Origin of the sequence: Streptomyces sp. WM6386, from assembly GCF_000972385.1 — a bacterium.
In the GTDB taxonomy this organism is placed as follows: Bacteria; Actinomycetota; Actinomycetes; order Streptomycetales; family Streptomycetaceae; genus Streptomyces.
Window position 1 is genome coordinate 25,122 of the sequence record NZ_JXTE01000059.1, and the last position, 13,141, is coordinate 38,262.

Here is a 13,141-nt window from a genome sequence, read left to right on the forward strand (position 1 = left end):
TCCTCTCTCAGTTCACAGGTTTCAGTTCACTGGTGCGAGCACGACCAGCGCCGTCCCCGCCTCCACCTGATCGCCCGGCCTCGCCAGGATCTCCGTCACCACGCCGTCCATCGGCGCGTGCACCCTGGACTCCATCTTCATCGCCTCCAGCGCGAGCAGTGGCTGGCCGGCGGTGACCTCGTCGCCCGGCTCGACGTTCAACTGCCAGACGGAGGCCGTGAATTCTGCTTCGACGATCCGGCCGCCCTCGGGGATCTCGACGGACGCCGCGGGCGGGGCCGGAGCGCTCACCGCGTCCGCGCGGGCGAACTCGCCCGCGGCCTCCCAGGCGTCCCGCTCGGCCGCGAAGGCCGCCTGCTGGCGGGCCCTGAACTCCGCTGTGGACTCGGCGTTCTCGGCGAGGAACGTCCGGTACGCGGAGAGAGAGAAGGTTCCCTCCTCGATCCGTGGCACGAACCGCCCGGACGTGATGTCGGCCCGCAGTTCCAGGAGTTCGTCGGCGTCGACCGGATACCACTTGATCCGGTCGAAGAACCTGAGCAGCCAGGGCGAGCCCGGTTCGAACGCGCCGCGCTGCTGCCACCCCGACCACACCTGGGTCGTGCGGCCCACGAACTGGTAGCCGCCGGGTCCCTCCATGCCGTAGACGCACAGGTAGGCGCCGCCGATGCCGACGGAGTTCTCCGCGGTCCAGGTACGGGCCGGGTTGTACTTGGTGGTCACCAGACGGTGCCGCGGGTCGAGGGGAGTGGCCACGGGCGCGCCCAGGTAGACGTCGCCCAGGCCCAGTACGAGGTACTCCGCGTCGAAGACCGTGTCGTAGACGTCGTTCACCGAGTCCAGGCCGTTGACCCTGCGGATGAACTCGATGTTCCACGGGCACCATGGGGCGTCGTCCCGTACCCCCGCCATGTAGCGGGCGATCGCCTCGCGGGTCGCCGGGTCGTCCCAGGACAGGGGGAGGTGGACGGTCCGGGAGGGCACGACGAGCTCGTCGCTCGGGGGGAGGGACGCGGTGATCTCCCGTACCGCGGCGAGGAGTTCGTGCTGCGGGAGCCGCCGTGGGTCCGTCTGGATCTGGAGGGAGCGGATGCCGGGTGTGAGGTCGGTGACCCCGTCCGGACAGGCGTCGGCCACCGCCTCCATCAGCGCGTGGACGCGCATGCGCAGCGCCAGGTCGAGCTGCATCGGGCCGAACTCGACGAGCAGGTTGTCGTCGCCGCTGCGGCGGTAGGTCACATCGCCGTCGCGGGCGAGGACGCCACCGTCGACGATGGCCGGCCGGGGCTCTCCGGCGACGTCCACCGGCATGAACCGCACGGTGTCGCCGGGCCGCAGCTGGCCCAGCTTCCAGCGCTCGCCGCTGAGCACGGTCGCCGGGCACACGAAACCGCCGAGCGAGGGACCGTCGGGGCCCAGCAGCACCGGCATGTCGCCGGTGTAGTCGACGGCGCCGACGGAGTAGGGGGTGTCGTGGATGTTGGACGGATGCAGGCCCGCCTCACCGCCGTCGGCGCGCGCCCAGCGCGGCTTCGGACCGATGAGGCGGACTCCGGTGCGGGCCGAGTTGAAGTGGACCTTCCAGTCGGCGGCGTAGAAGTCGTGGATGTCGTCCTCGGTGAAGAACTCCGGTGCCGCATGGGGGCCTTCGGCGGCGCCGATGTGCCAGGTCCGGGTGAACAGGGGCGGGTCGTCGACCGGCCTGCCCTCGGCCCGGCCGCCCCCGTGCAGGACGTCCCCCGTCCGCAGGGCCCGTCCGCCGTGCCCGCCGAAGCGGCCCAGCGTGAAGGTGCTCGCGCTGCCCAGGAACGCGGGTACGTCGAGCCCTCGGGCGAACAGCACATAGGTCCGCAGGCCGTGTTCCAAAGGCGCCCCGATGTCCAGCAGGGCCCCCGCGGGCACGGTCACCGGCTCCCACTGGGCGACCGCGGAGCCGTCCACGGTCACCGGAGCGGGTGCTCCCGTCACACACACGGTGGTGGTGTGGCTGAACCTCAACGACGGGCCGCGGAGGGTGCATTCGAGTCCCGCCGCGCCCTCGTGGTTGCCGAGTGCCTGGTTGCCGAGCCGGAAGGACAGGTCGTCCATCGGGCCGCACGGGGGCACCCCGACCTGCCAGTAGCCGGTGCGGCCCGGCCAGTCCTGCACGGTGGTGAGGGTGCCGGCGGAGACGACCTCGATCCGGGGAGTGCGGTCGCGCACCCCGGCAAGGGTCGCCGTCGAGTGGCTCGCCCCGGCGAAACGGGAGTCCGCGAGCGCCGCCCTGAGCAGGCCCAGGTTCGTCTCGATGCCGTCGACGCGGGTGCGGGCCAGCGCCTCGTCGAGCCTGTGCAGCGCATGGGCCCGGTCCGAGCCGTACGCGATCACCTTCGCGAGCATCGGGTCGTACGACGTCGTCACCTCGGTACCGGTCTCCACCCAGCCGTCGACGCGCACGCCCGGCGGGAACTCGACCCGCGTCAACAGGCCCGCGCTGGGCCGGTGTTCGCGGGACGGGTCCTCGGCGTAGATCCGGGCCTCGACGGCGTGACCGCGCGGGCTGTCCGGCTCGCGCACGACGTCCCTCTCGCCGCGGGCCAGCCGCAGCATCCAGGCGACCAGGTCGACGCCGTAGATCTCCTCGGTGACCGGGTGCTCCACCTGGAGGCGGGTGTTGACCTCCAGGAAGTACGCCTCCTCGCGGGCGGCGTCGTAGACGAACTCGACGGTTCCGGCGGAGCGGTAGCCGACCGAGGCGCACAAGTCGACCGCTGATCGGGCGAGGTGCTCACGCACGTGGTCCGGCAGCCCCGGTGCCGGCGCCTCCTCCAGCACCTTCTGGTTGCGGCGCTGCAAAGAGCAGTCGCGGTCGCCGAACGTGACGACTCGGCCCTCTCCGTCGCCGAAGACCTGCACCTCGACATGGCGGGCGTGCTCGACCAGGCGCTCAAGGAAGAGGCCTGATGCGGACGCTGCGGAGAAGGAGGCGGCGGCGACGCGCCGCACACGCTCCCAGGCGTCCGCGAGGTCCTCGCCGGAGCGACATGCCGCCATGCCGATACCGCCGCCACCGCCGGTCGCCTTGAGCATGACGGGATAGCCGATGGCCTCGGCCTGCGCGAGGGCCTCGGTGAGCGACGCCAGCAGTCCTGTCCCCGGCGCCAGCGGTACCCCCGCCGTCTCGGCCGCCGCCCGTGCCGTGTGCTTGGCGCCGAAGAGCTCCAGCTGCTCCGGTGTCGGGCCCACGAACACGATCCCGGCCTCCTCGCAGCGCCGTGCGAAGGCCGCGTCCTCGGACAGGAAGCCGTATCCGGGGTGGACGGCCCCCGCCCCCGTGTCCTTGGCCGCCCTCAGCACCAGGTCCGCGTCGAGGTACGACTCCTTGGCGGGCGCGGGCCCCAGTCGTACGGCCTCGTCCGCGAGCCGCACATGGGGTGCCGAGCGGTCCGGGTCGGAGTACACGGCGACCGTGCGCAGGCCGAGTTCGCGGGCGGTGCGGATGATCCGTACCGCGATCTCGCCCCGGTTGGCGACGAGGAGGGTGTCGAAGGTCATCCGGTGGCCCCGATCGTCATCTCCACCGCGGTCGGCTCGAAGCCGTTGCAAGGGTTGTTGATCTGCGGGCAGTTGGAGACGAGGACCAGTACGTCGCACTCGGCGCGCAGGGTCAGCTTCAGACCGGGGGCCGAGATGCCGTCGACGATGCCGAGGGTGCCGTCCTTGTCGACCGGCACGTTCATGTACCAGTTGATGTTGGAGACCAGGTCGCGCTTGCCCAGGCCATGACGGGCGCCCTCCGCGAGGAAGTTGTCCACGCACGCGTGCTGCGACCAGGTGTGGTGGCCGTACCGGAGGGTGTTGGACTCCTTGGAGCAGGCGCCACCGACCGTGTCGTGGCGGCCCACCTCGTCGTCGACCACGGTCATCAGCGGGGTGTGCTCGTTCGACATCAGCACGGTGCCCGTGGTCAGGAAGACGTTGCCCTGGGCGTGGATCGTGTCGGGCGCGCTGTAGCGGACGGCTGTGTCGTGGGCGTCGTAGACGAGGAAGTCGACGGCCTGGTTGCCGTGCAGATCGGTGACGGTGAGGGTCTCCCCGGTGCGGACGACCGCGGACCAGGCGGCACGGGCGGGAACGACGGTCGTGCTCATGCGAGCCCCCTCGCGGCAAGGAATTCGGCGGTGTTGAGGAAGGCGCGGCGGCCCTCGGGGGTGGCGTCCCACAGCGGGTCGCCGGGCTTGGTCGCGGCGGCCCGCCAGGCGAGCACCTCCAGCGGGGTGCTGACGTAGTCGGGGCGCGGGTCGGCGGGGTGGGGCACGTTGGCGAGGAGCACGGTGACGTCCTGCTCGGCCCGCAGCGTCACGCTCGCGCCCGGGCCCGCCGATCCGCTGAAGTCGAGGGCGCCGTCCTCACGGACCTCCACGCCCTGGAAGAAGGAGAGCGACGGCGGCAGATCGCGCGGGGCGAGTCCGTTCTTCGCGGCCGCCAGCTTGAACAGCTCCCGTCCGGCGGGGGAGTCGGACTGCGGGGTGCCGTCGCCGTACCGCTCGGTGTTCCGGACGAGGGTGGAGGTGCCGCACAGGGCGTCGTGGCGGCCGGAGGTGTCGGCCACCAGTGAGGCGAGGACCCGGCCCTGGTCGGACAGGAGCAGCACGCCCTCACCCAGATAGGCGTTCCACTGCACCTTCACCGTGTCGGCGACGTTCAGCCGTTCCCAGGGCCGGTCCGCCGCGTACAGCAGCAGATGTGCGCAGGCGTCGCCGTGCAGGTCGGTCAGGCGCAGCTCGGTGCCGCGGGCGAGTACGCGGTGCGTGTAGTTGCCGCCCGCCACCGTCTCGGCCCAGACCAGGGGCCCTGCCTCACGGGGCGGTTGCGGCCAGTCCGCGGCCGGCACGACGGGCATGGCCTCGGCGTGGGCGCCCTCCTGGGCGCGGGCGTGATCGCGGGCTCCGTAAGTGGTCGATGTCGCCATCGCGGGACCTCCGGCTCCGGTGCTATTTCTGTCGTGCGACAGAAATTAGGAGCGGGGTGGGTCGCGGGGATTGCCCGGGGGTTGCGGGGTGGTTACCGAGCCCTCACCCGTGCCGGCCGGGTGCTGCCGAAGATCACCGGATGGTGCCCTGTGCGAGGATCGGCGTATGGGAACGACGGGTGGACGGCGGGTCGGCAGACCGCGCGCCGCACAGCGGCCGGACAGCGGGCTCGAGCCGCGTGACGAACTGCTCGCCGCCGCCGCCGAGTTGTTCACCACCCGGGGTTACGCGGCCACCACCACCCGGGCCGTCGCCGAACGTGCGGGCATGCGTCAGGCGTCCATGTACCACTACGTCTCCGGCAAGGAGGAGCTGCTCGCCCGGCTCCTGGAGTCCACGGTCACCCCGTCGCTCGGGTACGCCCGCGAGCTCCTGGCCGACGACGCGACCACGGCAGAGGACCGGCTGTGGGAGCTGTGCCGTGCGGACGTGGAGCTCCTGTGCGGCGGCCCGTACAACCTGGGCGGCCTCTATCTGCTGCCCGAGGTGCGTGCCGAGCGGTTCGCCGGCTTCCATGCCGTGCGCGCCGAACTCAAGGACGCCTACCGGCAGTTGCTCGCCGCGACCGGCGCCGGTGGCGCGCTCGCCAAGAGCGAGCTCGATCTCCGTACGGATCTGTTGTTCGGGCTGATCGAGGGGGTCATCCTCGTCCACCGCTCGGACCCCGACCGCCCGGTGGCGGTGTTTGCGGAAGCCACCGCGGACGCGGCGCTGAGGATCGCGGGCACCTGACCTTCACCCGTCACGGTGAGTGGTTTTCGTATGCCTGTACGCCGTGACGCACCGTGTGCGAACGGAACCTCTGCGTGTAAATGGAGCTGAGGGTACTCCTTGTCCGCGCCCCATTTCAGGTGCTTGCTGAATATGACACGGCGATGATCCGGTCGGACTAAGCTCGCCCGCGGCGCACCGAGTTGAGATGTATTCGTGCGCTTGTTCCCTATGTATGCGCATCCAAGCCGATTCGTTTTCGAGGGCCTTACATGGTGAGTGTTCAATCCCCACCCGTACGCCGTGAACTTCCCTACGCGCGCGTGCTGTTGCTCCCCGCGATACTGATGGCCGCGGCCACCGGAGCCGCAGCCGCCGTGGTCCAGGAGCCGGCCCGCACGGCCGTCGCCTGGTGCGGCGCCGTCGCCACGCTCCTGGTGCTCGCGGCGGCTTCCGAAGTGGTGCGTCGCGGCCGGGCCCTGCGTGAGCTGCGCGCCGAGTACGCCCGTAACAGCGCGTATCTGGAACGACGGGTCGGCTCGCACGAGGAGGACATGCTCCGCCTCGCGAAAGAGATCACACCCGCCGCCATCTACCGGTTGCGATCCGGAAATTCCCCCGGTGAGGTGATTCGCCAACTCGGCGACATCGACCCCACCTACCGCGAACTCCCCGAGTCGCAGCTCATGCTGATCCACTCGGTGCTCGACATCATCGACCGCGAGGAAGCCCTCCGTGACTCCACGCAGCGCTCCTTCGTCTCCATCGCTCGCCGTGTCCAGGCGATCGTGCACCAGCAGAACAACGAACTCCGCGAGATGGAGGAGGACCACGGCCGCAACCCCGAGGTCTTCGACGACCTCCTGCGCATCGACCACGGCACCGCGCTGATCGGCCGCCTCGCCGACTCCATCTCCGTCCTCGGCGGCGGCCGCCCCGGCCGTCAGTGGCCCGATCCCGTCCCGCTGTACAGCGTGCTGCGCGGCGGCATGTCCCGCATCCTGGAGTACCGCCGCATCAAGCTGGACTCCATCGCCCAGGTCAACATCCGCGGCATCTCCGTCGAGCCGGTCATCCACGCCGTCGCGGAGCTCCTGGACAACGCCACCCGCTACTCGCCGCCGCAGACCAAGGTGCACGTCACCGCCAGCGAGGTGCAGACCGGCGTCGCCGTCGAGATCGAGGACGCCGGCGTCAGCTTCAGCGAGGAGGCCCGGGCCAAGGCCGAGGGCATGCTGGAGAGCGCCAAGGCCGGTGTCGACCTCCAGGACCTGGGCGATTCCCCGCGCCTGGGCCTGGCCGTCGTCGGCCGGCTGTGCACGCAGTTCAACATGCAGGTCTCGCTGCGCTCCTCGGCGTACGGCGGTGTCCGCGCCGTCCTGATCGTGCCACGCGAGATGATGACCAGCGATCCGGCCCCCGGACTCGCCCACGGCATCGGCGCCGGTGCCGTACCGAAGACCGAAGGTGCGCTCGAAGGTCCCAAGCGCGCACCGAAGAGGCGGCGTCCCACCAGCCCGCGCATCCCCATCGGCGTGTCCATGGAGGACGACGTCCCCGAGGTCACCGAGTGGACCGCCGGCGGGCTGCCGCAGCGCCGCAGCCGGGTCAAGACGCCGCTCGCCCAGCGGTTCGCCGAGCAGGCGGCCATCGAGAAGGCCGAGCGGGAGGGCAAGCCGACCATCTGGTCGACGCCCGCCCCCGCCCCCGAGCCGGAGAAGAAGGAACCCGAGCCCGGACTGTGGGTCGAGGCCTTCTGGAACGGACTCAAGGGCGCCCCCGCCCCGAGCGCACCCACCCAGCAGACCACCGAGCCGGCCCGGACCGAGGCCGACGACGAGAGGGACCACACGTGATCCAGCAGCGCGCCAACTTCGACTGGATGCTCAAGGACCTCGCCGACGGGGTACCAGGCATCGAGATGATCGTGGTGCTCTCCGCCGACGGCCTGCGCATCGCGCGCTACGGCGGCGACCCGGACGCCGCCGACCGTGTCGCCGCGGCCTGTGCGGGGCTCCAGAGCCTCGCCCACGCCGTCGCCCACGAGATCCCGGACAGCGACGGCCGGATGAAGATGGTCATCATCGAGATCAACGGCGGCTACTTCTATCTGATGGCCGCGGGGGCCAACGCCTATCTCGCGGTGCTGTCCGACGTGGTCGCCGAACCCGGTCTGATGAGCAACCGCATGCGCGACCTCGTCGTCAGAATCGGCGCCCATCTCACCAGTCCGCCCCGGCGGAACGGGCAGACCGTATGACTCCTCCGCAACGCCAGCGGCGGTACCCCAGTCAAGCACCGGAAGAACCGCCCCCGAATCCCGCGGGCGAGGGCACCGGAAAGCGCCCCCCGGAACGGCTCTACGTGGTCGCCGGACCGGACGGGGAGCGGGCCGACCTCGACCTGGTCGCGTTAATCGTGGCGCGCGCCGACCCTCCGCCCTCCGCCACCCCTGAGCAGACGGCGATCCTCCGACTCAGCACGGCCCCGATCTCGGTCGCCGAGCTCTCGGCCTATCTGAGCCTGCCGTTCAGTGTGATGACCGTCCTGCTCACGGAGATGCTGACGGCCGAACTGGTGACGGCGCGCGCCCCGATCGTCCGTCAGGCGCTCCCCGACCGTTCCCTTCTCGAAGCGGTGATGCATGGACTTCAAAGGCTCTGACACCATCCCCGGACCACGCACAGAGGATCAACTGCCGCACACGGCCCAGGCCGCGGTGAAGATCGTGATCGTGGGCGGCTTCGGAGTCGGCAAGACGACGATGGTCGGGTCGGTCAGCGAGATCAGGCCGCTGACCACCGAGGAGACCATGACCCAGGCAGGGATCGGGGTCGACGACAACTACGGCTCCGAGACCAAGACCGCCACCACCGTGGCCATGGACTTCGGCCGCATCAGCATCACCGACCAGCTCGTGCTGTATCTGTTCGGAACCCCCGGCCAGCAACGCTTCTGGTTTCTGTGGAACGGCCTGTTCGAGGGCGCGCTCGGTGCGGTGGTGCTGGTCGACACCCGCCGTCTGGAGGTCAGCTTCGACGTCATAGGACGGCTCGAGGAGCGCGGCGTGCCCTTCATCGTCGCCGTCAACTCCTTTCCGGACGGGCCCCGTTACCCCATCGCGGACCTGCGTGGCGCGCTCGACCTGGACGAGGGCATCCCCATCGTGGAGTGCGACGCACGCCGCCGGGCCTCCAGCCGCGACACCCTGATGACCCTGATGCGCTTCCTGCACTCGCTCGCGCTGACCGGCCGGCTCACCTGACCGCCCGGCGACCTCACCCGACCTCAACTCCCCAGCAACCGGATCCACTTCGGAGCGATCACAGTGACGCCTGAACCCCCATCCCTGACCGGTGCCGACCCCACGGCCGGCCCGCCTCCCGGCTGCCCCGCCCACGGCCGTGGCCCCGGCGGGCTGCACCGGCTGTACGGCCCCGAGGCGCAGGACCTCGAAGGCCTCTACGAGAAACTCCGCGAGGAACACGGCCCGGTGGCGCCCGTCCTCCTCCACGACGACGTACCGATGTGGATCGTCCTCGGCCACGCCGAGAACCTCCACATGGTGGGTACCCCCTCGCACTTCTGCCGGGACAGCCGCATCTGGACCCCGCAGATCGAGGGCATGGTCAAGCCCGACCACCCGATGATGCCGCACATCGCCTGGGCGCCCATCTGCTCCTACGCCGAGGGCGACGAGCACCTGCGCCTGCGCGGCGCCGTCACCGGCGCCATGTCGACCATCAACTACCGCGCCATCCGGCGCCACATCAACCGCTACACCCAGCGCCTGGTCAACGAGTTCTGCGAGCAGGGCGACGCGGACCTCATCGCCCAGTTCGCCGAGCACCTGCCGATGGCCATCATGTGCGAGATCTTCGGCATGCCGGCGGAGTACAACGACCGGCTCGTACAGGCCACCCGCGACCTCCTCAAGGGCACCGAGACCGCCAACTCCAGCCAGGCCTACGTCATGGGTGTTCTCCAGGGCCTCGCCGAACGCCGCCGCAAGCAGCCTGGCGACGACTTCGCCAGCCACCTCGTCCTGCACCCGGCGAAACTCACCGACGAAGAGGTCACCACCCACCTGTGGCTCGTCCTCATGGCGGCCTACGAGGCCACGGTCAACCTCATCGGCAACGTCCTGCGTGAGGTGCTCACCAACCCGGGCTTCCGCGCCCAGCTCAACGGCGGACAGATGACGGTGCCGCAGGCGGTCGAGCAGTCGCTGTGGGACGAGCCGCCGTTCAGCACGGTCTTCGCCTACTACGCCAAGCAGGACACGGAGTTGGGCGGCCAGCGCATCCGCAAGGGCGACGGTCTGCTGTTCGGCATCGCGCCGGGCAACGTCGACCCACGGGTCCGGCCCGACCTCGAAGCCAACATGCAGGGCAACCGCTCGCACCTCGCCTTCGGCGGCGGCCCGCACGAGTGCCCCGGTCAGGACATCGCCCGTGGCATCGCCGACACCGGCGTCGACGCGTTGCTGATGCGGCTGCCGGACGTCCAGCTCGACTGCGACGAGGACGAGTTGGAGTGGCGGCAGTCGATCTCCTCGCGCCACCTCGTGGAACTGCCCGTCCGGTTCGCGCCCAAGCCGCAGCAGGACATCATGCAGAAGCCGGGCCACGCCCCGGTTCCGCAGCAGCGGCCCAACTGGCAGGTCGGCACGGAGCGGCCGCAACCCGCGGCCGTCGAACCCCAGCCCCAGCCCCAGCCCGCCGCCCCGCCGCAGCCGGCGCCGACGCCCGAACCGGCCCGCCCGATGGGCGCCTGGCGCCGCTTCCTGCGGTGGTGGCGGGGTTACTGACCGGCCCGGTCGCCGTGCTCCGCCCAGGCCTCCAGCACCCGAGTGCTCCGGAACCGGTGCTCCACCCCCGTGAGCGGATCGGTGAAGTCCAGCGCCCGCGCCAGTAGTTGGAGCGGATGCCGGAACTCCCCGGCCGGCACGGGGGCGGCGACCTCCGGATACAACGGGTCACCCAGGATGGGAACGCCGAGGGCGTTCATGTGGACGCGCAGCTGATGTGTCTGGCCGGTGGTGGGCGTGAGCCGGTACCGGCCCAACCCGTCACGCCGGTCGAGGAGTTCGACACGGCTGACGGCGTTCGGCTCGCCCTCGACCTCATAGGCGGCCAGCACCCCGCGCTCCTTCACGATTCGGCTCCGCACGGTCCGAGGCAGGGCGAGCGCGGCATCGTAGGGCGCGACGGCCTCGTACTCCTTGCGCACCTTCCGGTCCCGGAACAGGGACTGGTAGGCGCCCCGCTCCTCGGGCCGCACCGTGAACAGCACCAGTCCGGCGGTGAGCCGGTCGAGCCGGTGCGCGGCCCCGAGCTCCGGGATGCCGAGTTCCCGGCGCAGTCGCGCGAGCGCGGTCTCGGTGACATGGCTGCCGCGCGGCGTGGTGGCGAGGAAGTGCGGTTTGTCGACGACGACGATGTGTTCGTCGCGGTGCACGAGCTCCAGGGGGAAGGGCACGGGCACCTCGTACGGCAGCTCGCGGTGGAACCACACGTACATGCCGGGCACGTACGCGGCATCGGGTGCCACGGGAGTGCCGTCCGCCCCGACAATGAGCCCCCGGGTGAACATCCCCTCGACGACTCCGGCGCCCGCACCCCTGAGCCGCTCCACCAGGTGCTCCCGCACGGTGGCCCAGTCGCCCTCGCCCGGCAGGCGCACCCGCACCGGGTCCACCCCGTCGCGCTGGGGCAGCGGGGAGGGCGGGGGAGCGGTACGCCGTCTCATCGGGATCAAGAGTACGGGGTGCCTCCGGCGGTGGGCGGGGGCGACTAAGGAGGTGGGGCGATGTGTTGGCGGTCGCGTGTGGCGCCGTGGGGGCTGGTCGCGCAGTTCCCTGCGCCCCTTTGGGGCGCTACTGCTGACGTTGCCTGTAAAGGAGCCGCCAAGCCACGCCCAGTACCAGCGTCGCTCCCAGGAACAGGACCGTGAACCACTGGAAGTACCAGTGGCCGCCCGCCGGGTCGTACACCTCCGCCCTCGGCCAGGCCAGGTTGATCGTCATGAACAGGCCGTAGAGCAGGGCGAGGGCGTTGACCGGGACTCCCCAGCGGCCCAGGGAGAAGAGCTTGCCGCCCCTTTCGTCCGTGCCCTGCGAGGTGAAGCGGCCGCGGAGGCGGGCGACCAGGAGGGGGCCGGTGACCATCGCGTACGCCAGGTACAGCATCACGATGCAGGTCGTGCCGATGGCGAGGAACGCCTCCGGGGAGGCGAAGTTGAGGAGCAGCAGGGCCGCGGCGAGCAGACCGACCACCAGGGCGGGAGCGTTGGGCATACCGGTGCGGGGGTGGACGCGAGCGAGGCGGGCCGCGAAGGGGAGTTGGCCGTCGCGGGCCATGGAGAACAGCATCCGGCAGGCCGCCGTCTGGATGGCGAGGGTCGCCACCGCGATCGCCACGACCACGTCCGCCAGCAGCAGCTTGCCGACCCCGTCGCCCAGGCTGCTGGTGAGGACGTAGCTCAGCCCGTCGACCGCCAGGCGACCGTCGGTCAGGCTCGGCGCCGCCAGTAGGCCGCCCAGCACGATCAGACCCCCCAGGAGGCCTGCCGCGCCGAGTGCCGTGAGGATCGTGCGGGGTGCGGTGCGCCGTGGATCGCGCGTCTCCTCGCTCATCTCACCCGCGCTGTCGAAGCCGATCATGACGTACGCCGCCGTGAAGGAACCCACCAACAGGGCACCGAACAGGCCGGACTGGGCCGCGCCCTCGGTGTGGAAGGTGATGCCGGGCGTGCGCTCGGAGTGGGTGAGCAGCAGGACGACGATCAGTACCGCGCCGATGATCTCAGCCGTCACCCCGACCCGGTTGATCACGGACATCACCCGGTTGTCGAGCACGTTCACGAGTGTCGTCAGCACGAGCAGGAGCACGCCCAGGAGCGCCGCGTTGGCCGCGCCGTCCGCCGACGTCGGCGCCGGATCGGTGCCGATCAGCTGGAAGCCCGACCAGATCGCCGGCAGCACCATCTGCAGTGCCAGCGCGGCCGCCGCGACCACCACGATCTGCCCGATCACCATGATCCAGCCCGCGAACCAGCCGAAGGTGAGGTTCGACAGCCGTGTCGACCACTGATAGATCGCGCCGGAGATCGGATAACGCGCGGCCAGCTCCGCGAAGCAGGCGGCCACCAGCAACTGCCCGACCAGCACCGCCGGCCAGGCCCAGAAGAAGACGGGGCCGCCGAACGCGTACCCGAAGGCGAAGAACTGGAAGACCGTCGTCAGGACGGAGATGAAGGAGAACCCGGCCGCGAACGACGCGTACCGGCCCAGGCTGCGGTGGAGTTCCTGGCGGTAGCCGAACTCGGCGAGCGAGTGGTCGCCGGGGGAGTGCGGTGGATCGGGGCGGACTTCGGAGGGGCTGGTCGTCGTCACGGCGGCACCTGCCTTCGGCGGC

General features: G+C 70.8%; 11 protein-coding genes. 6 read left to right on the forward strand and 5 right to left on the reverse strand.

Annotated features, from left to right (window positions below; genetic code table 11):
* Positions 1-21: 21 nt before the first annotated feature.
* Genes TN53_RS29885 through TN53_RS29895 form a run of 3 tightly spaced genes read right to left on the reverse strand, consistent with a single transcriptional unit; the run spans position 22 to position 4,951 of the window.
* Positions 22-3,534 (reverse strand): 5-oxoprolinase/urea amidolyase family protein, encoded by a 3,513-nt coding sequence (locus TN53_RS29885; RefSeq protein ID WP_046261831.1) that lies wholly within the window; start codon positions 3,532-3,534, stop codon positions 22-24.
* Complete coding sequence (locus tag TN53_RS29890) at positions 3,531-4,130, reverse strand: urea amidolyase associated protein UAAP2 (protein WP_046261832.1); 600 nt, start codon at positions 4,128-4,130, stop codon at positions 3,531-3,533. Before TN53_RS29890 ends, TN53_RS29885 begins: the two co-directional genes overlap by 4 nt.
* Positions 4,127-4,951 (reverse strand): urea amidolyase associated protein UAAP1, encoded by an 825-nt coding sequence (locus TN53_RS29895; RefSeq protein WP_046261833.1) that lies wholly within the window; start codon positions 4,949-4,951, stop codon positions 4,127-4,129. The genes TN53_RS29890 and TN53_RS29895 overlap by 4 nt, the downstream gene beginning before the upstream one ends.
* A gap of 166 nt (positions 4,952-5,117) precedes the next feature.
* On the opposite strand from TN53_RS29895, the gene TN53_RS29900 reads away from it, so the two are divergent.
* The 6 genes from TN53_RS29900 to TN53_RS29925 all read left to right on the forward strand — a co-directional run bounded on the left by TN53_RS29900 (position 5,118) and on the right by TN53_RS29925 (position 10,533).
* A complete protein-coding gene (locus TN53_RS29900) occupies positions 5,118-5,744 on the forward strand; it encodes a TetR/AcrR family transcriptional regulator (RefSeq protein WP_046261834.1) in 627 nt (208 codons plus the stop codon).
* A gap of 251 nt (positions 5,745-5,995) precedes the next feature.
* Positions 5,996-7,579, forward strand: coding sequence for a sensor histidine kinase (locus tag TN53_RS29905; RefSeq protein ID WP_095046807.1), 1,584 nt, complete (start codon positions 5,996-5,998; stop codon positions 7,577-7,579).
* Positions 7,576-7,983 carry a roadblock/LC7 domain-containing protein gene (locus TN53_RS29910; RefSeq protein WP_046261836.1) on the forward strand — a complete coding sequence of 136 codons (408 nt, stop codon included), beginning with the start codon at positions 7,576-7,578 and terminating at the stop codon, positions 7,981-7,983. Before TN53_RS29905 ends, TN53_RS29910 begins: the two co-directional genes overlap by 4 nt.
* Entirely contained in the window at positions 7,980-8,387 is a 408-nt protein-coding gene (locus tag TN53_RS29915) for a DUF742 domain-containing protein (protein WP_046261837.1), read from the forward strand. The genes TN53_RS29910 and TN53_RS29915 overlap by 4 nt, the downstream gene beginning before the upstream one ends.
* Positions 8,368-8,988: a GTP-binding protein gene (locus TN53_RS29920; RefSeq protein WP_046261838.1), complete on the forward strand. Its 621-nt coding sequence runs from the start codon at positions 8,368-8,370 to the stop codon at positions 8,986-8,988. The genes TN53_RS29915 and TN53_RS29920 overlap by 20 nt, the downstream gene beginning before the upstream one ends.
* Before the next feature lie 63 nt (positions 8,989-9,051).
* Positions 9,052-10,533 (forward strand): cytochrome P450, encoded by a 1,482-nt coding sequence (locus TN53_RS29925; protein ID WP_046261839.1) that lies wholly within the window; start codon positions 9,052-9,054, stop codon positions 10,531-10,533.
* On the opposite strand, the gene TN53_RS29930 is transcribed toward TN53_RS29925, so the two are convergent.
* Entirely contained in the window at positions 10,527-11,474 is a 948-nt protein-coding gene (locus TN53_RS29930) for an RluA family pseudouridine synthase (protein ID WP_046261840.1), read from the reverse strand. The genes TN53_RS29925 and TN53_RS29930 overlap by 7 nt on opposite strands.
* Before the next feature lie 127 nt (positions 11,475-11,601).
* Positions 11,602-13,119 (reverse strand): amino acid permease, encoded by a 1,518-nt coding sequence (locus TN53_RS29935; protein WP_046261841.1) that lies wholly within the window; start codon positions 13,117-13,119, stop codon positions 11,602-11,604.
* Positions 13,120-13,141: the final 22 nt, after the last annotated feature.